Origin of the sequence: uncultured Aquimonas sp. (assembly GCF_937888285.1) — a bacterium.
Taxonomy (GTDB): Bacteria; Pseudomonadota; Gammaproteobacteria; order Xanthomonadales; family Xanthomonadaceae; genus Aquimonas.
In genome coordinates this window covers 67062-91941 of sequence record NZ_CALART010000032.1, presented here as the reverse complement: position 1 = coordinate 91941, position 24880 = coordinate 67062, and the positions used below count along the sequence as shown (strand labels likewise).

Genomic DNA, 24880 nt, shown 5'->3' with positions numbered 1-24880 from the left:
GCAGGTGATGGCAGCGGCACGGTCCGCGGCCAGACCGCTGCCATGCGCCAGCCGGGTTCCTCACCTTTCCAACAATGGATTCCGCATGAAACGCATCGCCTTGTGTTCCCTGGCCCTGGTGCTCGCCAGCGCCGTGTACGCCCAGAACGCTGAAGTGTTCAACCCCGCGGAGCCGCTGGTTTCGGTGGCCTCTCCGCTCAACCCCAACGGCGGCGTCAATCCGGAAGGGGTTCCGGCCTGCGGCAGCGAGATCTATAACAACGGTCCATGGATCACCGCGACCGGCACCGGCCCCGGTGGGGCGAATCTCAGCACGCTGCAGAACAGCTCATTGGGAATGGCCACGCTGGGCGCTGGACACCAGGCCGCAGCTGCCGCCAACAATCGTGTCGCTGACGAGTTCGTGGTGCCCGCTGGTGGCTGGACGCTCAACTGTGCCGTGCTGTACGCCTACCAGACCGGCTCCACAACGACCTCGACGATCACGGCAGTCAATGTCCGTATCTGGGACGGCCCGCCCGGCGCCATGGGCAGCAATATCGTGTTCGGCGATACGACCACCAACCGGATGACTTCCACGGCGTGGACCAATGCCTATCGCGTGACCGAAACCACGACGACGGACACTTCGCGCCCCATCATGGCGCAGACGGTCAATCTGGGCGGCCTGACGCTGGCGGCGGGGACCTACTGGCTGGACTGGCAGTCCGACGGCACCTTGGGTTCCGGGCCGTGGGCGCCTCCGATCACCATCGTCGGCCAGGCAGTGACTGGCAACGCCCAGCAGTTCATCGGCACCAGCGCGACGTGGGGCCCCCTGCTCGACACAGGCACTGGCACGCCCGCGCAGGGCCTGCCCTTCCTGCTGCTCGGCCCGGTCGGCACGCCGACCCTCAGCCTCAGCTCCTCCACGGTCGATTTCGGCAGCGTGGTCACCGGCCAGACTGCCAACGGCACGCTCACGCTCAGCAACACAGGCACTGCAGGCCTCAGCATCACCGCGATCGGCGCTGCCAGCGCTCCCTTCACGGCGACGGGCGGCACCTGCGGCGCCACACCGATCGCTTTGGCACCGGCGGCCAGCTGCACTCTGACCTACAGCTTCACTCCGACGTCAGCGACGAACTCCAGCCAGTCGATCGCGATCACCAGCAACGGTGGCAACCCCAGCTTCACCCTGCAGGGCGCGGGCGTGGGCGCGCCGGTGGCATCGCTGAGCGCCAGCGCGCTCAACTTCGGCAACATCGCTGTGTCGGCCTCGGGCAATGCCACCGTCACACTCAGCAACACGGGCGGCTCGGCGCTGTCGATTACTGCGATCACCGCTCCCACCGCGCCGTTCACGCGCTCGGGCGGCACCTGCAGTGCGACTCCGATCAGCCTTGCCGCGGGCGCCAGCTGCACCCTGATCTACGCGTTCAGCCCGACGGCACTCGGCAGCTTCTCGCAGCCCCTGACGGTGACCAGCAACGGCGGCAGCCCCACCTTCACCCTCTCGGGCACGGGTGTTTCTGGCGCCGCACCGCGCCCTGCGGTGGTTCCGGCGAGCGGCTCCTTCAGCCTGGTCGTGCTCGCCCTGCTGACCCTCGGCTTCGCGGCGTTCGCCTACGCACGCCGCAACTGAGCCCAATGTTGGACGCGTGAACCGGGAGCCGGCGGACGCCCAGCGTCCGCCGGCTCTCTCGCTTTAGGGGCGCGTTCGACCTACCTTTCGCGCCCTTGTTGCACCTCTGCTCAGCCCGTTTCCAACCAAGCTCAGACCAAGCATCGCATGCACATCACCACCACCGAGCTCTACCTGATCGCCATGGTGCTGATCTTCGCCGTGCCGTTCCTGATCTGGCGGGTCGGCCGCACCGAATACTACGCGCCGCTGGTGGTGGTGCAGATCATCACCGGCATCCTGCTGGGGCCGGGCGTACTGGGTGCGGCCTTTCCCGACTACTACCGTTTCGTCTTCACCCCCGAGGTGGTGACGGCGCTGAACGGTGTGGCCTGGTGGGCGGTGATGATCTTCGTCTGGATCGCCGGCATCGAGCTCGATCTGGAAGAGGCCTGGGCGAAGCGCGGCGAGACCAGCGTGACCGCCGGCCTGGCGCTGGGCATGCCCCTGCTGTTCGGCTGCGCGGCGGCAGCGGTCATGCTGTCGTGGAACGCCGGCTGGATGGGCCCGCAGGCGCAGACCTGGCAGTTCGTCGCCGGCGTCGGCATGGCCTGCGCCGTCACCGCGCTGCCGATCCTGATCCTGTTCATGGAGAAGCTCGAGATCCTGCGCGAGCCGCTGGGGCAGCGCGTGCTGCGCTACGCCAGCCTCGATGACATCGCGATCTGGGGCGTGCTGGCCCTGATCCTGCTCGACTGGACGCGGATCGGCCGCCAGGCCGTCTACCTCATCGGCTTCATCGTTGCCGCCTGGCTGTTCCGCCGCCTCATGCGCTGGTTGGCCGAGCGCGACCGCTGGTATGTCGGTCTGATCTGGCTGGCGGTCAATGGCCTGATCGCCGACTGGGCGGGCCTGCACTACATGGTCGGCGCCTTCCTGTCAGGCGCGGTGATGGACGCGCGCTGGTTCAACCAGGAGCGCATGGATCTGCTGCGCCACCACGTGCTGCTGGTGATCATGCCGGTGTTCTTCCTGTCGACCGGTCTGCGCACCAACTGGGACGTGGGCGGCACCACCGTCTTTATCGCCGGCGCCCTGCTGCTGGTGGCCTCGGTGTCCGGCAAGCTGGCGGGTGTGCACTTGGCCGGTCGCATCCTCAAGTGGCAGCCCGGCGAAGCCTCGCTGATCGGCTGGCTGCTGCAGACCAAGGCCCTGATCATGATCATTTTCGCCAACATCCTGCTGGACAAGGCGATCATCACCTCAGAGACCTTCACCGCCCTGCTGCTGATGGCAGTCGCCAGCACCATGCTGACCATTCCGGTGGTGACGCCCAAGCTGAGGCGCTGGCTGGGCACAGGGGGTTGACGCCCGTCCGGCAGCAACAGGAATGCCGCGCCCCGCTAGGGAAGGTCTGAAGAACTCCATCCTGCAGTTCTTCAGACGTCGTGAGTCCGGCGCAGGTCCGGACTCACTCGCGCTGAATCAAGCACATGCATGCTTGATTCGCGAGCGCGCCATCCATGGCGCACGGGAAGCTCCGATAAATCAGAGCTTCCCTAGGAGCCCGCAGGCCCTGCGCGGGACGCCCGGTAGGTCAACCTGCCGTCGAAAGGGCTTGGGCGCGCAGCCGGGCGAAGATTTCGGTAGCGGCGGCATTCCAGACCACCCACTTGTGACCACCCGGGCGCGGCAGGATCTGCGCCGGCTCCAGCGCCGGCGCGATCAGCGGCACGGTGGCGGCCAGGCGATCCTCCTCGCCGTACGCCAGCCAGACGCGCTGGCGCAGCGCCGGATCGGCGGCGTAGTTCGCGACCTGCCGCCAGAGCAGCTCGCGGTCGAAGTTGCTGCGATCGACGAGTTCGGGCTTGGGGCCGGGCTGCCAGCGGCGGATGCCGCCGGCGCTTTCCACTTCGCGCATGACCCGCTTCCGCCCCAGGTAGGGCGCCATCAGCACCAGGTGCTCGAACACGCCGGGATGCGCCTCGTCGACCACCAGGCTGCCCATGCCACCCATCGACGCGCCCATCAGGATCAGGCGCTCGTAGCCCTGCGCGCGGGCGGGCTCGATGAAGCGCTCGCGCACGCGCTCGGGCAGCCCACCATCGGTGTAGTAGGCCAGCGTCGCTGAGGTCAGCCAGACATCGACCTCCGGCCATCCGGCCTGGATGGCCTGCGCCACGCCGAATTCGCGCATCACCTCGACATTGTCGGCTCGCCCCGGCAGCACGATCACCAGGGTCTTGCGGTCGGCTTCGCCGCGGCCCGGAAAGGCTTCGTAGGGGATCGGCTCGCGGCGATCACCGAGGTTGAAGCAGCCGGCGAGCAGCAGCGGCAGGAACAGGGCGAGTGTTGAGGTCAGGCGCATGGATGGGGAGCCGGGATTCGGGATTCGGGATTCGAAAGCGGAGCATTACGCGACTGCCGGTGGCAGCCCCTGCGCCAATGGAACAGATCGGGTGCCCCGCGGACTGCACTGGCGCTCCCGCGCGTTGAAGCCTTCACGCACATGAAAGCCCGCCGGACGTGAAGCCCGCGGATGCAGATGCGACACGGGCCCGGCGCTCGCGCGCCGGGCCCGTGCTTCAGCCGTGTTCGCCCCCTCACTCGAAGCCGTTGGCGAAGATCTCCGGCGGCCGCTGGATGTTGAGGCAGACCTCGGGCACGTTGTCGCGCTGCCAGCTCGACGACCCCTGGCGCACCACGTAGTCGACCACGAAGATGGTGTGCTCGTAGCCGGTGTTCGAGTAGTCCATCAGCCGGTAGGCATAGGGCCGCGGCGTGTAGCGGCAGGTGCTCACGAGGTTGGAGTACTCCGGCGCGAAGCCGCCAATGGTGCCGCCCATTTCCAGCCCCTCGCCCCAGTACTGCACAGTCTGCACCTCTTCTGTGACGCCGAAGCTGTACTCGTAGGCGGCGCCGGCCTGCACCTTGGCGATGAAGCCGGCCTCGATGTCGAACTCGGCGCCCACCCGGTTGGAGCTTTCAAAGCCGCTGTAGTCACCGCTGAACACGCCGCCTTCCTGGCTCAGGTTCCAGGAGGCGCTGCCCGGGCTGCCCACGAACAGATTGGCCCAGATCTCCCAGCGCTGCATGCCCGAGAAGTTGCTGCAGCCGTCCATGTTGCCGGTGCCGTTCCAGAGGAGTTCGCCGCGCGATTCGATGTTGGCCCAGCCCTGGGTGCGAGGGTTCCACATCCGCACGAGGAAGGTGTTGTCGCTGCGGTTGGGGTCGCAGGCTCCCTGCGGATAGCGGGGAGGCTCGACGTGCACGTCGCCGAAGACCTGGATCTGGGTAACGTCCAGGGTCGCCGTGCCCGGGTGCTGCAGGCGGACGTAGCGCCCGCGCAGCATTTGCCCCCCGGCGCTGCGGGTGTGGATGTTCCAGCGGTCGAAGGCCATGTCGTCGACAGTCTCCGGCGCGAAGATGCTGACCCCTGCGCCGCCGGGAATCGCATCGCCCGTCATCGGCGTCTCGGAGACGAAGACGCGGAAGCCGCGCAGCCGGATCGCCTGGTTCGCGGTCGGGAAGACCCGGATGTTGGAAATGTCCTGCACTTCGCCGAGGTCGATCTGCACGTAGGGCCGGCTCACATTGGCCTGGCTGGTGAGCGGGGTGCTGAAGCGACCATCCGTGACGCTTGCGGCACTGCCTGCAACTGGCGTGACATTGGTGGTGGCGGCCTGGAACAGGCTCAGGCTGGCCCAGTCGCGATGCAGCGGCGTCCACTGCGCAGGCGGCGTCTCGCTGCCGTTGGCGGCAGGAATCACCGTGTCCCAGAAGTCGGCCGTGGTGGCACTGATGCCGCGCGTGTCGTCGATCACCTCGCACATGCGCAGGCCGCTGTCGGGCACGATGCCCGTGGCTTCGCGACGGATGTCGTAGCTGTAGCAGCGGAAAGTGTTCTCCTCCACCACCATCAGCGCCTCGCCCAGGCTTGACGAGAAGCCCTGGTTCAGGGCGAAGGCGTTCTCGCTGCCGTGGATTGAACCAAAGGTGGACTGGTAGTTGTAGCCGGCGGTCGCCTTGAGCGAGGACTCCAGGCCGAAGCCCGCCGCCTCGAAGCCGGCGGACACGCCGACATAGGTCGAGACGTCGTGCGAGGTGAAGCTGCCGGCGCGCTTCTCGGTGCTGGTCTGGCCGGAGGTGCTCTCGCCGAAGGCGGCAAGCTTCTCAGCCTCGCCCTGCAGGCGCTCGAAGTAGGGCGGATGCCAGACCAGCTGGCGCACCTGCGGCTCTTCCAGCTGGCGACAGTCGGCGCCCAGCACGGCCCGCACCGAATCGCCATCGGTGTCGGCTGCCAGCACCTTCAAGCGGGCGTTGCTGTCCAGACCCGAGGTCTGCGTGAACAGATGACGACCGGCAAAGCTCGCCGGATTGGCGGTGTTCTGCAGGCGCCAGACCGAGCGGATCAGCTGCAGGCTGCGGTCGTTCACCAGGGTCATGATCTCGGCCACGCCCTGCCTGTCCATGTCCCCCACCGCCAGGCTCAGCTGGTTCAAGTCGGACGCGGAGTCCACCGCCAGCGAAGCCGAATAGGCGGGGGTGGTGTTCAGCGCGTAGCGGGTCTGCGGACCCGCGCCACCGCTGGTGGGATCCGTGGGTCCGAGCGTCACCACGTGTTCGCGGGTCTCGATCTGGGAGTTGAACCCGATGACCGTAAGCTTGACGGTGAAGGACGTGGCAGTACCGGGGAAGGTGTAGGTGGGATCGAGATCGGTCAGCGGACCGCTGCCGTCGCCGAAGTCCCATCTGCGCGAGGCGATGCGGCCGGTCGAGCGGTCGGTGAAGCTGACCGTGCGGCCGTTGCGCTGCCACTGGAAGCCGGCAGTCATGTCGACATTGGCCTTGTGCGCCTGCACCTTCAGCCGGTTGTCCTGCCCCTCGGCGAAGGCCATCACGAACTCGCTGGGCGAGATCAGATCCATGTTGGCGAAGGCCGCATCGAACTTGATCAGCGCGCCCTGGTTCTGGCCGCTGACCGCGAAGCTGGAATCCCAGGGCTTCTGCTCGGAGCGACGGTACATCTGGATGTCGACGATGGTGTTGTCGACGTCGCGCACCGCTATGAAGTGGTGCATGCGTGCGAACAGCTGATTGAAATTGCTGGAGCCCTCGACCAGCACCAGCACCATCAGCTCGGCCGCCGCGCTGTCGACCACGTCACCGGCCAATGCCTTGATCCGCCGCAGCTGGTTGATCGATACGCCCGAGACGCCAGCGCCATCGTCGATGTCGAAGCTGGTGCCGAGCGTGGTGACGAAGCTGCGGCTGCCGATCTGGACGTTGCCCGAGCCGACCGGCAGCGCGCTGGTGCTCGGCCTGAACTCCAGCAGGTGGTAGTTGAGCGCACGCGTGCCGCCGCTGCCCGACTCGTTGACCACCAGCATCTGCTCGCGCCCGGTCAGAAGAAGATCACCCACGGCGAGCGAACTGAGCGGAAACGCACCCGGCAGGACCCAGCGTCCTGCCCAGGCACCGCTGGTGTCTTCGGCGATCAGGCCCTGCGCGTTGCCGGTGAGCACATAGACTTCCAGCGCATTGCCGCCGGTGCCGTTGGCCTGCAGGAGGATGGCCAACTCCTGCTTGCCATCCTTCGAGCCGTCGAGATCCGCGGCCACGATCTCGACATGGCTGAAGGTGCGCGCCAGATTCCAGGTCTGCTGCAGGGTGACGTTGCCGTTGGTACCGCGACGGAAAACGCCAAGTCGCAAGCCCCCGTTGACATCGGAGCGATGCACCGTCACCAGCTCGTCGCGACCATCGCCGTTCAGATCGGCATCGACCGCGGTCAGGAAGGTGGAGCCGGCCACGTTGCCGGTCTGCAGCAGCTCGCCGCTGAACTCCTGCACCAGCACGTTGCCGTTACTGGGCCCCGGCGCGAACACCTGCAGGCTGCGCAGCTGGTTGGTGCTGGCAATGAAGTTGACGTACTCCGCGTCCTCTCCGAGCGTGGCGTAGCGACCGAACGGCGAAGTGGAGCAGGCGATCGAACTGCTGCCCTCGGTTGCAAAGCGCGGCAGCCACTCGGGGTCGACGCCGACGCGCAGGGGAGCCTGCTCGGCGGGGGCGGCGCTTGCGGCCGCCGCCAGGTTCAGCAGCATCAGAAACGGAAGGAACGTCTTCATGGCGCGCCCCGCCCTCCGGGGCTGGTTTCACCCGGGGCATCCGGGTCTCCAGCCCCTTAAGCGGGAAAAACGCGAACAGATCATCACGGGTGGATGATGTGTTCGTTGGAACCGTCTCGCGAAGCCCGCCCAGCTATCCGGCCCGGGGTGGCAGGCTCAGACCGGCTGCTTCCATGCGCTCAGCGAAGTCCTCGCTGCTCAGGCTTCGCTGCAGCCACGGCGCGTGAGCCTCCTCGGCAGAGGCCAGACGATCCAGGCGCGGCGCGTGTGGGCCGCGAAAATCGCGGAATCGCAGCGTGACCGCCCCGATCGGCGGCAGCTGCCCGTACAGCGTCTTCAGCGTGCGCAGCGCCATCAGCAGCGTGAGATCGTGGCCAGGGTGAGCGCCGTCCTCAGGATCCAGCCACAGCCAGTCGGAATACTCAGCGCGCAGCGCCGGAAAATCGCCCAATCCCGCGTGCAGCGCGCCGATGCGTGCTGCCAGCTCGGCCTCCGCCGCGCCGAGCATGCCCGCACCACGGGGATCCATGCGGTAGCTGCCGAGCAGCAGCGGGCGTGTGCCGTGCTGCTGCGCCGTCGACGCGAGCTCGGCATGCGCTGCGTGCGAGACCTCGCAGGTGAAGCCGAACTTCGCGAGCTCGGGGTGGCAGCGCAGGCCGCCGCCGAACTCCTGCAGCACCAGCGCCGAATAGCGTCCGCTGGCCAGCTCCCGCTGCACGACGCCTCCGGCCAGGTGATGGCTGAGGTGCGCACCGCCTCGCGCCAGCATGTCAGCCTCCACCGGACGGCCGAGTGCGGCACTCGCAAGCTGCGCGAACTGGCTCGGCAGGTCGTTGTAGTAGATCAGGCTGTTGCCGACGAACAGCACGCGCTCGGGCCGCTCGCGCGTTGGCAGACCACAGGCGGAAAGCGTCACGGCGGAGACCGCCGCGCCCAGAAAGCTGCGCCGGGTCAGGCCCGGCGCAGTCGGGCTCCCAGCACTCGTGTCAGACACGCTCGAACACCAGCTCGCTGCCCTTGGCCTCGACGCGGATCTGCTCGCCCGGCGCGAACTCGCCGCGCAGGATGCGGGTGGCCAGCGGGTTCTCCAGCTGCTGCTGGATCGCGCGCTTCAGCGGCCGCGCACCGTAGACCGGGTCGAAGCCGACGCTGCCCAGCAGGTCCAGAGCAGCGTCGCTGATCTCGATCTTCAGCTGGCGGTCGGACAGGCGCTTGGCGAGATACGAGGTCTGGATGCGGGCGATCTCGCGGATCTGCGCGCGGCCCAGCGGATGGAACACCACCAGCTCGTCGAGCCGATTGATGAACTCCGGGCGGAAGTGCGCCTGCACCACGCCCATCACTGCCGCCTTCATCTTCATGTAGTCCTCGTCCGTATCGCCGGCCAGCTCCTGGATCATCTGCGAGCCGAGGTTCGAGGTCATGACGATGACGGTGTTGCGGAAGTCGACCGTGCGGCCCTGCCCATCGGTCAGGCGGCCGTCGTCCAGCACCTGCAGCAGGACATTGAAGACATCGGGGTGGGCCTTCTCGACCTCGTCCAGCAGGATCACGCTGTAGGGCCGGCGGCGCACGGCCTCGGTCAGGTAGCCGCCCTCTTCGTAGCCGACATAGCCCGGAGGCGCACCGATCAGGCGCGCGACCGAATGCTTCTCCATGAACTCGCTCATGTCGATGCGCACCATCGCGTCGGTGGAGTCGAACAGGAACTCGGCCAGCGCCTTGCACAGCTCGGTCTTGCCCACGCCCGTCGGGCCGAGGAAGAGGAAGCTGCCGTTGGGGCGGTTCGGGTCGGACAGGCCCGCGCGCGAGCGGCGGATGGCGTCCGACACCGCGCGCACGGCTTCGCCCTGCCCCACCACCTTCTGCTGCAGCACGTCTTCCATGCGAAGCAACTTCTCGCGCTCGCCTTCGAGCATCTTGGACACGGGAATGCCGGTCCAGCGGCTGACGACCTGGGCGATTTCCTCCGCGGTCACCTTCTGCTGCAGCAGCTGGAAGCCCTTCTGCTCCGTCTCGGCAGCGGCCTGCAGCTGGCGCTCCAGCTCGGGGATGCGGCCGTACTGGATCTCCGACGCCCGCGCCAGGTCCTGGCGACGGTGCGCGGTCTCAAGCTCTGACTTGGCCTGTTCGATCTGCTCCATGATCTTGGCGGTGCCGGCGACCGCGGCCTTCTCGGCGCGCCAGATTTCCTCGAGATCGGAGAACTCGCGCTCAAGCTTGGCGATCTCGGTTTCGAGGTCGGCCAGGCGCTGCTTCGACTCGTCGTCCTTCTCCTTCTTCAGCGCCTCGCGCTGGATCTTGAGCTGGATCAGGCGTCGCTCCTTGCGGTCCATTTCTTCAGGTTTCGAGTCGATCTCCATGCGGATGCGCGAGGCGGCCTCGTCCATGAGGTCGATGGCCTTGTCGGGCAGCTGGCGGTCGGCGATGTAGCGGTTCGACAGCGTGGCCGCGGCGACGATGGCGGGGTCGGTGATCTCGACACCGTGGTGCACGGCGTAGCGCTCCTTGAGCCCACGCAGGATGGCGATGGTGTCCTCGACCGAGGGCTCGCCGACGAACACCTTCTGGAAGCGGCGCTCCAACGCTGCATCCTTCTCGACATACTTGCGGTATTCGTCCAGGGTGGTCGCGCCGATGCAGTGCAGCTCGCCGCGCGCCAGCGCGGGCTTCAGCATGTTGCCGGCGTCCATCGAGCCTTCGGCCTTGCCGGCGCCGACCATGGTGTGCAGCTCGTCGATGAACAGGATGACCTGGCCCTCGTTCTTCGACAGGTCATTCAGCACGGCCTTGAGCCGTTCCTCGAACTCGCCGCGGAACTTCGCGCCTGCAATCAAGGCGCCCATGTCCAGCGACAGCACGCGCTTGCCGCGCAGGCCTTCAGGCACCTCGCCGTTGACGATGCGCTGGGCCAGGCCTTCGACGATGGCGGTCTTGCCGACGCCGGGCTCGCCGATCAGCACCGGGTTGTTCTTGGTACGCCGCTGCAGCACCTGGATGGTGCGGCGGATCTCCTCGTCGCGGCCGATCACCGGATCGAGCTTGCTGTTCTCGGCGCGCGCGGTGAGGTCGATGCAGTACTTCTCCAGCGCCTGGCGCTGCTCTTCCGCGTTTTCGCTCTGCACCTTCTCGCCTCCGCGCAGCTTGTCGATGGCTTGCTCGATGCGGGCGCGGTCGGCGCCCACTGACTTCAGGATCTGCCCGATCTCGCCCTTGTCTTCCACGCAGGCCAACACGAACAGCTCGCTGGCGATGAAGGCATCGCCGCGCTGCTGGGCCAGCTTGTCGGTGAGGTTCAGCAGGCGCGAGAGATCGTTGCCGATGGCGAGGTTGCCTTCCTGGCCCTTGACCTTGGGCAGGCGATCCAGCACCTCGCCCAGACGCGTGCGCAGGGCGGTGGCGTTGACGCCGGCCTGCTGCAGCATCGGCCGCGTGCTGCCGCCCTGCTGGTCGATCAGGGCCGCCAGCACGTGGGCCGGCTCCATCATGTTGTGGTCGCGGCCGACCGCCAGTGACTGGGCGTCGGCCAGGGCCTGCTGGAAGCGCGAGGTCAGTTTGTCCATGCGCATGGGAACGTCTCCGAAGGGTAGCGGGGCCGGCGGGCGGCGATGTGCCCTTAATGAGGCTGTGAAGCGGATGTTCAAGGGGCGGCGGCCTGCTGACATTCCGCTGTCAGCAGGCGGCGAGCAGTCTGGCCTCCCCACCACGGCAGGAGAGCCGACATGCAGAGCGATGTGATTGAACAGGTCAGTTTCCGCGCACGCAGCCCCGAGGCGGATGCGCGCATGACCGAGGCCGCCTGGGCCGCGCAGCCGGCGATAGAACGACTGCCGGGCTTCGTCAGCAGGCACTTTGGCCGCAGCGAAGACGGTGAGTGGATCGACCTAATCCGGTGGCGCTCCATGGCCGATGCACGTCATGCTGCCGAACAATCGGATGCGCTTGCCGGGCGCGAGCCGGCGCTTGCTGCCTTCTTCGGCCTGATCGATATGCAGTCCTCGCGTATCCGCCACTTCGCCGCGCCCGCCCCCGCTTCGCTGTGGACGCGCCAGCCACCGCCGCGCCGCGCCACCTTGTGCCTCTGCGTCGACGACTTCACGCGCTTGCGTGCGTTCTACGAGCGCCACCTCAATGCGCGGGCCCTGTTCGAGGCGGAGATGTACCTGGTGCTGCAGCTTGGCGGCCCGCTGGCGCCGGAGCTGCACCTGATGAAAAGCTGCGAGGGCCAGCAGGGGTTCCAGGGCGGCAGCCTCATGCTCAACCTCGAACTGGACGACGTCGATGGGCTGCACGCGCGTATGGCGGCGGCTGGCGTGGAGATGCGCATGCCGCTGGAGGACCACCCCTGGGGTGACCGCGCGTTCTCCTGTGTCGACCCGGCCGGCCTTGAACTCTACTGCTACAGTCCGAGGCCGATGGCGGCCGAGTATGCGGGCGGCCAGCGCGAGCCCTGGCGCATCGATGTGCCAGCTGTCGAAGAGATCGAGGAAACGGTGCCCGCATGAGGCCTGTTGAATGAGTCGCCGTGCCGACCGCCTGTTCCGTCTGGTGCGCCAGCTGCAGATCCACGGCCGCCGCACTGCGGCCGAGCTGGCCTCCGTCGAGGAGGTGTCGGTCCGCACGGTCTATCGTGATCTCGATGACCTCTCGGCCTCGGGCGTGCCCATCGTCGGCACGCCCGGCGAAGGCTATCGGCTGAGCCCGGGGTGGAAGATGCCCGCGCTGCGATTCGATATCGAAGAGATCGAGGCCCTGATGCTCGGGCTCTCGATCACCGCGGCCTGGGGCGACAGCGACCTGGCGCGTGCCGCGCGCTCGGCGCGCGATCGCATCCTCGAAGCACTGCCGCCGCCACTGGCCAGCGGCGCGCAGTCACTGGCCCTGCACGTGCCGGATTTCCACATCGAGCCCGCCACGCGGCGCTGGCTGGGCCAGCTCCGCCGTGCGCTGCGCGAACGCCGCCCGCTCCAGTTCGACTACGCCGATGCGGAGGCGCGACCCAGCTCGCGCCGGGTCGATCCACTGGGCCTGTTCTTCTGGGGCGACCGCTGGACCCTGGTCGGCTGGTGCCACCTGCGCACGGACTTCCGGCATTTCCGGGTCGACCGCATCCAGCGCTTGGACTGCGGCGAACCCCAGCCTGAATGGGCGGCTGGGCGCCGCCTGGAGGACTACCTGGAGCGCGTCCGCGAGTGCTGAGCAGGTCGGGCGGTACCCATCGCTAGGACTCGTCGACCTTCGCCGGCTGCCGCGCCAGCAGCATGCGCGTGGCGATGATCCCGATCTCGTACAGCAGGGCCATCGGAATGGCCAGCATCAGCTGCGAGATCACGTCCGGCGGGGTAATGATGGCCGCGACCACGAAGGCACCGACGATGACATAGGGGCGCGCCTCCTTCAGCTGCTCGACGGTCACCCAGCGCAGCACGCCCAGGATCACCACCGCCACCGGCACTTCGAAGCTGAAGCCAAAGGCCAGGAAGATCACCAGCACGAAGTTCAGGTAGGCGCTGATGTCCGGCGCCACCTGCACGCCCTCGGGCGAGATCGCGGTCAGGAAACCGAACACCGCGGGCAGCACCAGGAAATAGGCGAAGGCCGCGCCGATGTAGAACAAGGCGGTGGCGGAGACGAGGATCGGCAGCGCGAGGCGCCGCTCGTGCTGGTACAGCCCGGGCGCCACGAAGGCCCAGGCCTGATAGAGGATGGCCGGCATTGCGATCGTCACCGCTGCCACGAAGGCCAGCTTGATCGGTGCGAAGAAGGGGCTGGCCACGTCCACGGCGATCATGCTGGCGCCGGCCGGCAGGCGTTCGATCATCGGCTGCGCCACCGCCGAGTACAGACGGTTGGCGAACGGCATCAACGCCAGGAACACGGCCAGCACCGCAAGCACGGCGCGCATCAGCCGCGAGCGCAGCTCCACCAGATGCGAGATCAGGGTGTGCTCGCCCTCCTCCTGGGACGGCCCGGGCAGTGAGTTCATGCGTGTCGTTCGGGCCTAGGCTGGTCCGCTGTTCGAACAGCGTCCGGAACCGGTCCTGTCTCCTCGGACGCAGGCTGCGCGGTCGGGGCGTCCGTATCGGCCGTATTGCGCGCGGACACTCCGTCGACCCCATCCACAGGGCCAGGTGTCGCTTCGCTCACGGCCTCAGCCTGGCGGGCGAGTTCCTCGGGACTCAGACCGCCGAGGTCGTCGGAGTCCGCGGCAGCGGGCTCCCTCTGCAGGGCGGCCGGCAGGGGGTCCGCACCGCTCGTCGCGGACAGCGCCGTGCCGAGCTCTGCGCCAGCGGCGGCGAGCGACGCGCCGGTCGCGGCGATGTCGCGGCGCAGGTCCTTCGCCGTGCCCTCCAGCGTGGCGTGCACCTCGTCGAGCTTGAGGCTGCGCTTCAACTCCTCGGCGGCGAGTTCACGTTCGAACTCGCTGCGCACCGAGTACCAGCTCTGGCGCGCCTTGCGCACGTAGAAGCCCAGCGTGCGCGCGGCCTTGGGCAAGCGCTCGGGGCCGAGCACCAGCAGGGCCACGACGCCGATCACGCCGATCTCGGCCATGCTGAGGTCGAACATCGCGCAGGGCCCCGGTGGCCGTCAGTCGCCGCGGTCGGCCGCTTTCGCGGACTTCTCGGCCGTGGCCGACTCACCCTGTCGAGACTCGTCGCCGAGCTTCTCGGCAGGCGGCGCCTCGTCATTCATGCCCTTGCGGAAGTTCTTGATGGCCGCACCGAGATCGCCACCGACGTTGCGCAGCTTCTTGGTGCCGAACACCAGAACGATCACCACCAGCACGACCAGCCAGTGCCAGATGCTAAAGGAACCCATGGACGCTCTCCGTCGGACAGACCGCGGAGCATAGCGCAGGCGCAAAGACAGAGCGATGACGCTGCCGACACTTGCTCCTGCGCCGGTGATGCGATGCGGCCGCGCGGCAACCGCTCATGACGCGGAACTCCCGGACCGCACGCAGGCGGTCTCAGCGCGTGGTGTACTCCTCCAGACGGTCGCGGAAGTCCACTGCCTGGTCAGGGCTGACGTTGACGCGCCCCTCGAACACCGCGCGAGGCGTGATGTTGCGGCCGTAGCTGCTCTGGTTGGCACGGTGGTCGATCGACAGCACCGCGCCATCAAGCGCGACGCCGGCGAACAGGCCGCGCGAGCGCGAGTACGAGTAGATCTCCGCGCGCAGATCGGCATCGGTCGAGGCCTGCGCGTTGCGACCCACCGGGCCCGCCGCGACCGCCGCATCGGCGCCCAGGGTGAACTTGCCGTTGACGATGGAATCCACGCCACGGGCGCTGCGGAAGACCAGGATCACGTCGGTCGACTGCACACCGGCCTGGAAGCCGATGCTGCCGCCGGTCAAGGTCAGAAAGGCCGGATGGCTCCAGGTACCGTCGGGCGTGCGCACGCTGACGACACCGCGACCGCGGCGGCCGCCGATCAGCAGGCCCGCCTTGACCACATCCGGGATGACTGCGATCGCGTAGGCATCCTCCAGCAGGCGACGCGGCACGGCGCGATCGGGGCTCTGCATGATCTCGTCCAGCACGCGCGTGGCGTTCTGCAGGCGCTGCTCGGGCGGCGGCGCGGCAGAGGCAGGCTGGGCTGCGAAGAGAGCAAGGACGCTCAGGCTGAGCAGGGCGAAGCGGGCGAAGAATCGCATGCGGTATCTCCAGGGTTGGGGGCGCGGCTGCGAAGGCCAATGCCTTCAAGGGATGCGTGGGCGCGCGAGGCGCCGCGACTATAGGCCGGGCGCGGATGAATCGGGGCTTATCGCACCGGCTCGAAAGCAAGGACGCGTTGCGATCGCGCATCAAGGGCACGGGCCGCGGACCTTGCAAGTCGTGCAAACAATCCGATCGGCTGTCTTGGCGTGTTCGCGCGCATCAGCGCCACCCCGGGCAAGCGCCCGGGCAGCGAGGGATCAGCGCGCGCGGCGCAGTCCGAACAGCCCGATCAGAGCGAGCAGCACTGCAAGCAGCGCAAGCGAGGTCGTGCCGCTGGCGTCCACCTGCACCGGCGGGAAGCTGGGCGGCGTGCCGCCGCTTGCACAGGCCGGGGGCGCAATCGCGAAGCCCTCCAGCTGCACGCGTGACAGACCGCTGCCTGCGCCGGTGATGGGCGTGCTGCTCAGCAGCGCGCCGGTTTCGGGATCGATCTGCACCAGATCGTTGAGGTTGGGCCGCGGCAGGCCTTCCGGAGGAACCAGGTAGTCGAGTGTTGCCCAGAGTCGACCGTCGGCATCGAAGTCGAGACCCGCGTCGAAAATCCGGTCGGACACTGCGAGCGGCCCGACCCGCGTCAGCTGGGAGGTACTGGTGTCGAACCGGTACAGCGCGGGATCGGGATCCACGGAAACACCGAACAGCACCTGCCCACGCGCCGCCAGGCCGGAAATCGGCGGCCCACCGGTGAGCACCCGCTGCACCGCACCCGTGGCACGATCGACGCGCCAGAGGTGCCCCAAGGTGTCGGAAGACATCCACATCTGGCCGTCGCAGGTCACGGCGAGGCCGTTGTCGAGCTGCCCGCCCTGACCTGGCCCTTGGCCGGCCAGACCCGCAAACGGAGCGACGAAGCTGCCGCTGCCGGTTTCGGGGTTGATCCGCACCAGCACGTCGCTGGTGCCACCGGCGTCTGCCGAGCCATCCGCCGCGCCGTAGAGCACGCCGTCCGGATGGAAGGCCAAGCCATCGATATCGCGGAAGCCGATGTAGCCGATGCGCGTCGCCGCGCCAGTGGCGAGATCGATGCGGTACAGGGCGTCGCGGAGCGAGGGACTGTCGGGATCGGTTCCCGAGGCGTAGCCATAAGGCTGCGCGCTCACTGCTGCGCTGAGCAGCAGTCCGGAGGCAATGAGCAGCCTGCGGGCAATCGGGCGCATGTGGGCCACGTCCTTTACCGAGTCTATGTAATCGTCACGGCGCTCTGGTGGCACCTCGGGCGAGAATAACAGGGTGCCTCACGCATGAACAGCCGCGAAGGGCGCTTGCAAGCGCTTGATTCGGCCTGCATATCGCTCGCCCGATCGGTCCGTCCACGCCGCCGGTCGCAATCCTCCCAACGCTTCGGAGACTCCATGCCCTACCTCGGCCGGCCCGATTACCGCCACGGCAGCACCGAATCCGCCGCTGTTCTGCTGGTCAACCTGGGCACTCCCGACGCTGCGACGCCTGCCGCCGTGCGTCGCTATCTTGCAGAGTTCCTCGCCGATCCTCGCGTGATCGAGCTGCCAAGACTGCTGTGGATGCCTTTGCTGCACGGGGTCATCCTGCCGTTTCGATCACGCCGCTCGGCCAAGGCCTACCAGCAGGTCTGGACCGAGCAGGGCTCGCCGCTGCTGACCCATACCCGCGGCCTGGCAGCGGGCCTGCAGTCGGCGCTGGCCGCCGACGCGCGTCCGCTCGGCGTGCATATGGCCATGCGCTACGGCAACCCCTCGATCGCCAGCGTGCTGCGCGAGCTCAAGGACCGCGGCCTGCGCCGCCTGCTGGTGCTGCCGCTGTATCCGCAGTTCTCGGCGACCACCACGGCCTCGGTCTTCGATGCCGTGGTCGATGAGCTGAAGACCTGGCGCTGGCAGCCCGAGCTGCGCTTCATCACCGATTACCACCGCGAACCGGCCTGGCTCGACGCGATTGCCGAAAGCGTGCGCCAGCACTGGCAGGCGCAGGGCCGCGGCGACCGTTTGCTGTTCTCCTTCCACGGCATTCCCAAGCGCTACTTCACCGCTGGCGACCCCTATCACTGCCTGTGCCAATACACCGCCCGCGAAGTCGCCGAGCGGCTGCAGCTGCCGCGCGAGGCCTGGCAACTCAGCTTCCAGTCGCGCGTGGGCAAGGAGGAATGGCTGCGGCCCTACACCGATGAGACAGTGGCGGCGCTGCCCGCACAGGGCGTGCGCAAGCTGGACGTGGTCTGCCCGGGTTTCGCGGTGGACTGTCTCGAAACCATCGAGGAAATCGCCGGTGAGAACGCCGAGATCTTCACCCATGCCGGCGGCGAGGCCCTGCGCTACGTGCCGGCCCTGAACGACAGCGATGCGCACGTCCAGGCCTTGCTGCCCCTGCTGCGCCGCCAGGGCGCTGGCTGGCCGGAATTCGAGCCAGGCTCATGGGACGCTGGCGCGGAGACCGCGGCGGACGCCGTGCGGGCGCAGCGCTTCGAGCAGTTCCAGCGTGGCTGAGGCCGAGGCCGAGCGCGGGGCTTGGAGTGCGGCCGCCACGCAGGCCTCGCGCACGGGCGAAGAACGCCGCTTCCAAGTCAGCACCGGCACCCTCGCTGCGCTGCACTTTCCGGCCGTGCATGCCGGCGTTCCGCGCGTGCTGGCCCTGCACGGCTGGCTGGACAACGCCGCCAGCTTCACCGCCCTGGCTGACGCCCTGCCGGAGGTCGAGCTGCTGGCGCTCGACCTCGCGGGCCACGGTCGCTCCGCGTGGCGGCCAGCCGCCGGCAGCTACGCCCTGGTCGATCACCTGCCCGACCTGCAGGACGCGCTGGACGCACTCGACTGGCCTTCTGCGATCCTGCTCGGACACTCGATGGGCGCGGCCATCGCCTGCCTGTTCGCGGCGGCAGCGCCCGAGCGCGTCGAGCGGCTGATCTGCATCGATGCCCTCGGCCCGCTCAGTCTCGATGAAGCCGAAGTTGCAGCACGCCTGCGCCGTGCGCTGGCGGCGCGGCGCGAACCGCGACCGCGACGACGTCTGTTCGCGCGGATCGAGGACGCCTGCCGGCAGCGCGCCGACTTGAATGGCCTGAGTCCACAGGCCATCGCCCCGATGGTCGAGCGCGGCCTGAGTGAAACCGAGGGTGGCTGGATCTGGTCCGCCGACCCGCGCCTGCAGCTGCCGTCCGCGATGCCCATGAGCGAAATCCAGGTACAGCAGCTGCTGCGCGCGCTGGCGATGCCGGTGCTGGTGCTGGCTGCGGAACAGCCCGACCCGCGCCTGCCTCGTCTGCACGTGCAAGCGCGACTGGCCTGCGTGCCGCGCGCCCAGCTGCTGCGTCTGCCCGGCGGACACCATCTGCACATCGCCGAGCCCCAGCAGGCGGCGGTCGCGATACGGCAGTTCCTGGCGGGGCAGGATGACGCCGGCAGTCCGGCGAACGCCTAGGCCACGAGAGGGCACGGAATCTGCAGGAGGCGGCCATCCGCGAAACGCCGCGCGGACCACCGCCCTGCCCTGACGACGTATCCCGCATCGATGTCGCAGACCCTCTCGCGCCCGCCGCAGCTGCGCCCGCTGCTGGAAAGCCTCCGACACACCCCACTGCCGCGCGTCGCCGCCGAGACCGAACACCGGCTGGCGCTGGCCGAGACGGTCGAGCTCAAGCAGCTGCAGTTGCTGGCGGAGCGCGAGCCCGGGCTGGCGTTGGCGATCCTGCAGGCCGCAAATGCCCGAACCGGCGCCGACGATGCTCCGCGCGGTCTGCAGCAGGGCATCCACCGGCTCGGCAGCGGCGGCGTGCAGCGCCTGCTGCGCGGCCTGCGAGCAGTGCGCTACGACCGAACACAGCCAGGGCATCTGCTCGCCTTGCGGGCCATGGCCACCAGCCGCCTGGCCTGGCTCTACCTCGCGCACTGGCTGCGCGCCGCGCTGGCCTCTGACGAGGATGCGCGGCTGTCAAGCCTGATCCTGCTGGACGTCGCCCGCTGGAAACTGCCGCTGGCGGCACCCGCGCTGGCGGCTCAGATCGAGCACCGCGTCGAGTCCGGCGAGCGTCGTGCCCGCATCGAGCGCGAACTGCTGGGCGCGGATCTCGATTCGATCAATCTCTGGCACCTGCAGGACCTTGGCGTGCCCCAGGCCAACGCGCTCGTCGCAGGCTGCCGCTGGACGCCGACCCTCCTCGCCCGGACTGCCGCTGCGGCACGCAGCGACATCCGTGCGCAGGACCTGCCGCCGCGCCTCAAGGGCCGCCTGCGCGAGCGCGGCCTGCTCTGCAGTCTGGCGCGGGCCTTGGCACAGGAAACGCAGGTGGACTGGTACAGCACGCGCACGCGCCACCTGCTCCAGGCCGCGGCAACGATCACCGGACGGCCACTCGATGAAGTGCTGCGCGGCGTGCAGCGACAGGCCGTGTTCGCCAGTCGCGAAGCCCTGTTCAGCGAGGATGCGCCCGCCCCTGCCGCCGGGCTGCTGCGGCCGCCACGGCCGCCGCGGTCGCTACGCCGCGTCGCTCAAGCCGTCGCAGAAAGCAACCCGACCGCACCAACGCAGGCCGCCCCGGCGAACAGCCAGGGAGGGGTCGCCGCCTTCGCGCAGCGCTGCCAGTTGGGTCACCCGGACCTCCGCAGCCTGTTCACCGACAGCGCCCGCCTGTTCACCCGGCTGGGCCTGAAGCGCTGCGCGCTGTTCCTGCGCGAAACCGACCAGGCCGCCCTGGCCTGCTATTTCAGCTTCGGCTTCCCGGCAGGCCAAGCCAGCCGCAGCCTGCGGCTGCCGACCGGCGAGCCGGGCCTGGTGAAGCTGCTGCTGGCGCGGCCCGGCGTGGCGTTCCGCGTCGCCCGGGCGCAGCGCGCGGTCATCGGCGACAAACTACCGGCAGCCTTGGCCGACTGGGCCCCGGACAGCGGAATGCTGCTGGCCACGGTCGCAGTGCAGGGGCGCGCCGTGGGTTTCTGGTGGGCGGACAGCGGACCCGTCGGGGCCGAAGCCAGCGCTGAGACCTTCGCCGACTTCCGGCGCGCAGTTGAGGCCTTTGGATCCGCTTTCACCCGCCAGCTGGCCCGGCAAAGCGCTCACTCGCAGGCAGCGCTTGCCGCCCACGCCACGTCGCAGCTGTACGGGCAGGAGAAGTCCGAAGCGTCGTGAGGCCTGCTGCGCCGCAATAGCGGCGTCGAGCGCTGACATAGAATCGGGCCTTCACTCCTCGCTGACGGCGGCCTCCAGTCCATGTGTTCGATTCTCGGCATCCTCGATCTCCGCTCCGATCCGGCCGCCCTGCGCACGCAGGCGCTGGACCTCTCCCGCCGCATGCGCCATCGCGGCCCGGACTGGTCGGGCGTGTATGCCAATGAGCGCGCGATCCTGGTGCACGAGCGCCTCGCCATCGTGGGCGTCGATTCCGGCGCCCAGCCGCTGCTGTCGCCGGACGGCACCCAGGCGCTGGCGGTCAACGGCGAGATCTACAACCACCGCCAGCTGCGTTCGGCGCTGGAGGCCGACTACGCCTTCCAGACCCACTCCGACTGCGAGGTGATCCTGCCGCTGTACGCGAAGTTCGGCCACGACTTCCTCAACCAGCTGGAGGGCATGTTCGCCTTCGTGCTGTGGGACGACGCGAAGCAGCACTGGCTGGTCGCGCGCGATCCCATCGGCATCATTCCGCTGTACTACGGCCACGACGCCCACGGCAACCTGTACTTCGCCTCCGAGCTGAAGGCGCTGGCCCCGGTCTGCAAGGAGGCGCGCGAGTTCCCGCCCGGCCACTACTGGGCCAAGGGCGATGCCGAACCGACCCGCTACTACCACCCCGGCTGGCGCGAATTCGAAGCGGTGAAGGACGGCCCCACCGATCGCGCCGCCCTGCGCGCTGCGTTCGAAAGCGCGGTCAAGTCCCACATGATGAGCGACGTGCCCTACGGCGTGCTGCTCTCGGGCGGCCTGGATTCCTCGCTGGTCGCGGCGATCGCCAAGAAGTACGCCGCCCGCCGCGTCGAGGAAGACGAGAAGACCGAGGCTTGGTGGCCGCAGCTGCACAGTTTCGCGGTGGGCTTGAAGGAGTCACCGGATCTCAAGGCCGCGCGCGAGGTCGCCGCGCACATCGGCACGGTGCACCACGAGTTCCACTTCACCGTGCAGGAGGGCATTGACGCGCTCTCCGACGTGATCTACCACCTCGAAACCTATGACGTGACGACGATCCGCGCGTCCACGCCGATGTACCTGATGGCGCGCCGCATCCGCGCCATGGGCATCAAGATGGTGCTGTCGGGCGAGGGCTCGGACGAGCTGTTCGGCGGTTACCTGTATTTCCACAAGGCGCCGGACGCGAAGTCCCTGCACGAGGAAACCGTGCGCAAGCTCGATGCCCTGCACCTGTTCGACTGCCTGCGCGCCAACAAGTCGATGTCGGCTTGGGGGGTGGAAGCGCGCGTGCCCTTCCTCGACCGCGGCTTCATCGACGTGGCGATGTCGCTCAACCCCGAGGTCAAGCTCTCGGGCAAGCCGCGCGGCCGCATCGAGAAGCAGTTCCTGCGCGAAGCCTTCGCCGGCTATCTGCCCGACAAGATCCTGTGGCGCCAGAAGGAACAGTTCTCCGACGGTGTCGGCTACAGCTGGATCGATTCGCTGAAGGCGCACGCAGCTGCCCAGGTCAGCGACGCGCAGATGGAGAGCGCGAAGTTCCGCTTCCCCTACAACACCCCGGTCAGCAAGGAAGCCTACTTCTACCGCGAGCTCTTCGAGCGCCACTACCCGCAGGCCTGGGCCGCGGAATGCGTGCCCGGCGGCCCCTCGGTGGCCTGCTCCACCGCGGCGGCGCTGGAGTGGGACGCCAGCCTGAAGAACATCGTCGACCCCTCGGGCCGCGCGGTGCAGGCGGTGCACGAGAGTTCGTACTGAGGCGAGGCGTCGGTCGGGGTCTCGGTTGGGCTCGCAAGGGTGCAGCCGGCCCAGCGTGCTCCAGTGACTCTCGATAGACAGGACTGCACCCGAACATCCGTCACCGGCGCCGGCGCGAAGGCCGGCTGCCCCTCGGGCAGCCGGCTTCTGCTTGGCACTTGGCCCTCGATCCCCGCCTGCGCGGGGATGACGAGTGCGCAAGTCATCCGGCGCGCTCGCGCCGCACCTCGGAGCGGAGCCGCCGTCAGGGCGGGATCACCTCGAAGCCATCGATGAAGATCCGCTCGGACTGCAGGCGGCGGAACACCACGACACTGCTGTCCGTGCTCGCCACCACGTAGACCTGGCGATCGTCGCCGCTGGGCACCACCGCCACCGGTCCGCCCATGTTGAAGACCGCTCCCTCTTCATCGAACAGGGTCTGCAGGGGGCGCAGGGTGCCGGCGCTTTCGCCGGCGACGATTCGCTCGAGGATCGTCAGGCTGCTGTCGCCGAAGCCGGCCACGTACAGCTCGCTGCCGTCGGGCGACAGGCTGATCGACTGCGGGCCGGCCATGCCGGGCAGGCCGGCATCGCCACGGCTCAGCTTGCGGCGCCAGGTCAGCGAACCGTCGCCCGCGCGGTCGAACCGCACCACGCCATTGTCGGCTTCGGCTGCCACGTAGAGCTGACCACCGTCCGGACTCAGCACGAGATCCGAAGCGCCGGCGATTCCGCTCACGCCCAGCAGGCCGTTGCGGTAGGCGGTGCGGAAGCTCAGGTGCCCGAAGCGCGGCTCGGCGGCGTTGGGCTGGCGATCGAAGACGACCACCGCATTGCCGAAGCGCGCAGCCACATAGACCTGCGAACCATCCGCGGAAACCGTGAGGCCAGCCGGACGTTCGAGGCCCACCACGGCGCCACCGCCATCGTTTGGATCGTCCACGCCCTGGGTCTCGGCCTCGATGAAGCTGAGCACGCCGGTGTCGGTATCGCGTGCGAAGACTGAGAGCGCATTGCCGAGTGAGCCGCTGGCATAGACATGCCGGCCATCCGGACTGATCGCCAACCGGCTGACGCCGCTCAGGCCGCGGGTGGTGCCGCCGGCAGCCCCGGGGGGGCCCTGACCTTCGATCTGATTGGCGACGAACGCAAGTTCGCCCGAGGCGGGATCGCGCGACAGCACGGCAATGGCAGCGTCATTGCGGGCAGCCACGTAGAGGTGCCGCCCGTCCGCACTCAGCAGCAGGTGCTTGGCGCCATCCAGCCGCGCATCGGGCAGCCCGCCGGCAACAGCGCGGTAGTCGCGCAGATAGCTGAGCCGCCCATTGGCAGGATCGCGGGCGAACAGCAGGACTGCATCGCGGCTTTCGCTGGCGACATAGGCGAAGGCGCCATCCGGCGACAGGGCGAGCGCGCTGGGCTGGACCAGGGCGCTGATGCCGCCCGGTCCTCCGATCACGTCCTGCTCCAACTCGACTTCGGGCGCAAAAGCGGGATCGACGATCGTGCCAAGCACCTGCGGCGTGGCGAAGCTCACGTTGAAGGGCTGCGAGAACACCAGCCTGAAGGTTTCCGGCGCTTCCACCTGGGCGTCGGCGAGGATCACCACATCGATCAGGGCCTCGACCTCGCCCGCAGCGATCGTCGCCGTGCCGCTGTTGGCCTCGTAGTCCGCCCCCGCCGTGGCGGTGAGGTTCTGGGTGGCGAAGTTGAAGCGCGCTTCGAAGGTCGAACTGCGCGACAGGCGCGCCCGGAAGCGCGCGATCGCCGTGCCGGTCGCCGGCTCCAGCACGCGTACGGGCTCGACGCTCAGCTGCGGCACGTCGTCGTCATCGACGATGGTGCCGACGCCCGCTGCGCGGGCGAGCACGCCGTTCTCGGCATTGATCAGCTCCACCGAGAAGCTCTCGGCGCCCTCGATCACGGTGTCGCCACAGACCTGGATGTCCAGGCTCTGGCTCAGGCTGCCGGAAGGAAGACTGACCCGCCCGGCGCGCTGGATGAAGTCCACGCCGGGGCCGCAGCTGGGTCCGCCGACGGCGCTGCCGTTGGCGGTCTGGTAGTCGACGTGCACCGTGCCCAAGCTGGTGGTGTTCATGCTGAGGGTGAAGCGCAGCGGACTGGTGCCGGCGTTGCCTTCAAAGCCGCTGACATCGTCGATGGTCACTGCCGGGCCGGTGCCGGTGTTCTGCGGATCGATGTCGAGCCGGCGCGCCACGCCTTCGGCACCGACGCTGGTCTGCGCGGCCAGCCGCTGGCCCAGGAAGATCCGCACTGGATCGCCCGGGCGCGCCGTACCGGGCACCCGCGGGTTCAGCGCCGACATCGGAATGCCGAGTCGGAACTGCCCGCCGAGGCGGGGATCGCGCCCCAGGGTGTATCGCGCCAGCACGTCGCCTGCGGGCACGCTGCGCACCTCGATCAGGCTGCCGATGGGCGCGGGCTGGCCAAACAAGGTTGCGGAGCCGTACAGCACGTGGTCCGGCGCTTCGATCTCGGCCTGCGCGGGCGGTGCCAGTCCGAGCACCAGGAGCAGCAGGGCGATGCCAAGTGCCCGAGGCAAAGCGCGATGCGGGACGCGGGGAGTCAGTCGATTCATG

18 protein-coding genes are annotated in these 24880 nt (G+C 68.5%); 8 read left to right on the top strand and 10 right to left on the bottom strand.

Going from position 1 to position 24880, the window contains the following annotated elements; translation table 11 throughout:
* Positions 1-85: 85 nt before the first annotated feature.
* Both Q0654_RS08975 and Q0654_RS08970 read left to right on the top strand, forming a co-directional pair.
* Positions 86-1624, top strand: a complete 1539-nt coding sequence (locus Q0654_RS08975; protein ID WP_298852921.1) for a choice-of-anchor D domain-containing protein — start codon at positions 86-88, stop codon at positions 1622-1624.
* Positions 1625-1771: 147 nt separating this feature from the next.
* On the top strand, positions 1772-2971 hold the full coding sequence (locus Q0654_RS08970; protein ID WP_298852918.1) for a cation:proton antiporter: 1200 nt from the start codon (positions 1772-1774) through the stop codon (positions 2969-2971).
* A gap of 229 nt (positions 2972-3200) precedes the next feature.
* Here the strand turns inward: Q0654_RS08970 and Q0654_RS08965 are convergent, their stop codons facing one another.
* The 4 genes from Q0654_RS08965 to clpB all read right to left on the bottom strand — a co-directional run bounded on the left by Q0654_RS08965 (position 3201) and on the right by clpB (position 11300).
* The gene (locus Q0654_RS08965) at positions 3201-3971 is read right to left on the bottom strand and encodes an alpha/beta hydrolase-fold protein (protein ID WP_298852915.1); all 771 of its coding nucleotides are present in this window, start codon (positions 3969-3971) and stop codon (positions 3201-3203) included.
* Positions 3972-4206: 235 nt separating this feature from the next.
* Positions 4207-7731 carry a PKD domain-containing protein gene (locus Q0654_RS08960; protein ID WP_298852913.1) on the bottom strand — a complete coding sequence of 1175 codons (3525 nt, stop codon included), beginning with the start codon at positions 7729-7731 and terminating at the stop codon, positions 4207-4209.
* A 133-nt stretch (positions 7732-7864) separates the two neighbouring features.
* A complete protein-coding gene (locus Q0654_RS08955) occupies positions 7865-8725 on the bottom strand; it encodes a hypothetical protein (RefSeq protein ID WP_298852909.1) in 861 nt (286 codons plus the stop codon).
* Complete coding sequence (clpB, locus tag Q0654_RS08950) at positions 8718-11300, bottom strand: ATP-dependent chaperone ClpB (protein WP_298852907.1); 2583 nt, start codon at positions 11298-11300, stop codon at positions 8718-8720. The genes Q0654_RS08955 and clpB overlap by 8 nt, the downstream gene beginning before the upstream one ends.
* Before the next feature lie 153 nt (positions 11301-11453).
* Here clpB and Q0654_RS08945 point away from each other — a divergent pair, with 153 nt between their 5' ends.
* Positions 11454-12236 carry a VOC family protein gene (locus Q0654_RS08945; RefSeq protein ID WP_298852905.1) on the top strand — a complete coding sequence of 261 codons (783 nt, stop codon included), beginning with the start codon at positions 11454-11456 and terminating at the stop codon, positions 12234-12236.
* 10 nt (positions 12237-12246) lie between these two features.
* Positions 12247-12930: a YafY family protein gene (locus Q0654_RS08940; protein ID WP_298852903.1), complete on the top strand. Its 684-nt coding sequence runs from the start codon at positions 12247-12249 to the stop codon at positions 12928-12930.
* A 22-nt stretch (positions 12931-12952) separates the two neighbouring features.
* On the opposite strand, the gene tatC is transcribed toward Q0654_RS08940, so the two are convergent.
* The 5 genes from tatC to Q0654_RS08915 all read right to left on the bottom strand — a co-directional run bounded on the left by tatC (position 12953) and on the right by Q0654_RS08915 (position 16612).
* The gene (gene tatC, locus Q0654_RS08935; RefSeq protein ID WP_298852901.1) at positions 12953-13717 is read right to left on the bottom strand and encodes a twin-arginine translocase subunit TatC; all 765 of its coding nucleotides are present in this window, start codon (positions 13715-13717) and stop codon (positions 12953-12955) included.
* Complete coding sequence (tatB, locus tag Q0654_RS22360; RefSeq protein ID WP_343230133.1) at positions 13714-14298, bottom strand: Sec-independent protein translocase protein TatB; 585 nt, start codon at positions 14296-14298, stop codon at positions 13714-13716. Before tatB ends, tatC begins: the two co-directional genes overlap by 4 nt.
* Positions 14299-14319: 21 nt before the next feature.
* Positions 14320-14550, bottom strand: a complete 231-nt coding sequence (tatA, locus tag Q0654_RS08925; RefSeq protein ID WP_298852899.1) for a Sec-independent protein translocase subunit TatA — start codon at positions 14548-14550, stop codon at positions 14320-14322.
* A 151-nt stretch (positions 14551-14701) separates the two neighbouring features.
* Complete coding sequence (locus Q0654_RS08920; RefSeq protein ID WP_298852897.1) at positions 14702-15391, bottom strand: lipid-binding SYLF domain-containing protein; 690 nt, start codon at positions 15389-15391, stop codon at positions 14702-14704.
* A gap of 261 nt (positions 15392-15652) precedes the next feature.
* Positions 15653-16612, bottom strand: coding sequence for a hypothetical protein (locus Q0654_RS08915; protein ID WP_298852895.1), 960 nt, complete (start codon positions 16610-16612; stop codon positions 15653-15655).
* A 195-nt stretch (positions 16613-16807) separates the two neighbouring features.
* Between Q0654_RS08915 and hemH the strand changes: the two genes are divergently transcribed.
* The 4 genes from hemH to asnB all read left to right on the top strand — a co-directional run bounded on the left by hemH (position 16808) and on the right by asnB (position 22298).
* Entirely contained in the window at positions 16808-17914 is a 1107-nt protein-coding gene (gene hemH, locus Q0654_RS08910; RefSeq protein ID WP_298852892.1) for a ferrochelatase, read from the top strand.
* The gene (locus Q0654_RS08905; protein ID WP_298852890.1) at positions 17907-18845 is read left to right on the top strand and encodes an alpha/beta fold hydrolase; all 939 of its coding nucleotides are present in this window, start codon (positions 17907-17909) and stop codon (positions 18843-18845) included. The genes hemH and Q0654_RS08905 overlap by 8 nt, the downstream gene beginning before the upstream one ends.
* Before the next feature lie 90 nt (positions 18846-18935).
* Positions 18936-20546, top strand: a complete 1611-nt coding sequence (locus Q0654_RS08900) for a hypothetical protein (RefSeq protein ID WP_298852888.1) — start codon at positions 18936-18938, stop codon at positions 20544-20546.
* Positions 20547-20627: 81 nt separating this feature from the next.
* Positions 20628-22298 (top strand): asparagine synthase B, encoded by a 1671-nt coding sequence (gene asnB / locus Q0654_RS08895; RefSeq protein ID WP_298852886.1) that lies wholly within the window; start codon positions 20628-20630, stop codon positions 22296-22298.
* A gap of 244 nt (positions 22299-22542) precedes the next feature.
* Here the strand turns inward: asnB and Q0654_RS08890 are convergent, their stop codons facing one another.
* Entirely contained in the window at positions 22543-24879 is a 2337-nt protein-coding gene (locus Q0654_RS08890; protein ID WP_298852884.1) for a beta-propeller fold lactonase family protein, read from the bottom strand.
* Between the last annotated feature and the right edge of the window lies 1 nt (position 24880).

What these genes read in the sequence shown, in the direction of transcription:
- Q0654_RS08890 (WP_298852884.1), bottom strand. Translation starts at nt 24,879, where the DNA reads ATGAATCGACTGACTCCCCGCGTCCCGCATCGCGCTTTGCCTCGGGCA.
- Q0654_RS08915 (WP_298852895.1), bottom strand. Translation starts at nt 16,612, where the DNA reads ATGCGCCCGATTGCCCGCAGGCTGCTCATTGCCTCCGGACTGCTGCTC.
- hemH (WP_298852892.1), top strand. Translation starts at nt 16,808, where the DNA reads ATGCCCTACCTCGGCCGGCCCGATTACCGCCACGGCAGCACCGAATCC.
- Q0654_RS08965 (WP_298852915.1), bottom strand. Translation starts at nt 3,971, where the DNA reads ATGCGCCTGACCTCAACACTCGCCCTGTTCCTGCCGCTGCTGCTCGCC.
- Q0654_RS08975 (WP_298852921.1), top strand. Translation starts at nt 86, where the DNA reads ATGAAACGCATCGCCTTGTGTTCCCTGGCCCTGGTGCTCGCCAGCGCC.
- Q0654_RS08900 (WP_298852888.1), top strand. Translation starts at nt 18,936, where the DNA reads ATGTCGCAGACCCTCTCGCGCCCGCCGCAGCTGCGCCCGCTGCTGGAA.
- Q0654_RS08940 (WP_298852903.1), top strand. Translation starts at nt 12,247, where the DNA reads ATGAGTCGCCGTGCCGACCGCCTGTTCCGTCTGGTGCGCCAGCTGCAG.
- Q0654_RS08970 (WP_298852918.1), top strand. Translation starts at nt 1,772, where the DNA reads ATGCACATCACCACCACCGAGCTCTACCTGATCGCCATGGTGCTGATC.
- Q0654_RS08920 (WP_298852897.1), bottom strand. Translation starts at nt 15,391, where the DNA reads ATGCGATTCTTCGCCCGCTTCGCCCTGCTCAGCCTGAGCGTCCTTGCT.
- tatA (WP_298852899.1), bottom strand. Translation starts at nt 14,550, where the DNA reads ATGGGTTCCTTTAGCATCTGGCACTGGCTGGTCGTGCTGGTGGTGATC.
- clpB (WP_298852907.1), bottom strand. Translation starts at nt 11,300, where the DNA reads ATGCGCATGGACAAACTGACCTCGCGCTTCCAGCAGGCCCTGGCCGAC.
- asnB (WP_298852886.1), top strand. Translation starts at nt 20,628, where the DNA reads ATGTGTTCGATTCTCGGCATCCTCGATCTCCGCTCCGATCCGGCCGCC.
- Q0654_RS08960 (WP_298852913.1), bottom strand. Translation starts at nt 7,731, where the DNA reads ATGAAGACGTTCCTTCCGTTTCTGATGCTGCTGAACCTGGCGGCGGCC.
- tatB (WP_343230133.1), bottom strand. Translation starts at nt 14,298, where the DNA reads ATGTTCGACCTCAGCATGGCCGAGATCGGCGTGATCGGCGTCGTGGCC.
- tatC (WP_298852901.1), bottom strand. Translation starts at nt 13,717, where the DNA reads ATGAACTCACTGCCCGGGCCGTCCCAGGAGGAGGGCGAGCACACCCTG.
- Q0654_RS08945 (WP_298852905.1), top strand. Translation starts at nt 11,454, where the DNA reads ATGCAGAGCGATGTGATTGAACAGGTCAGTTTCCGCGCACGCAGCCCC.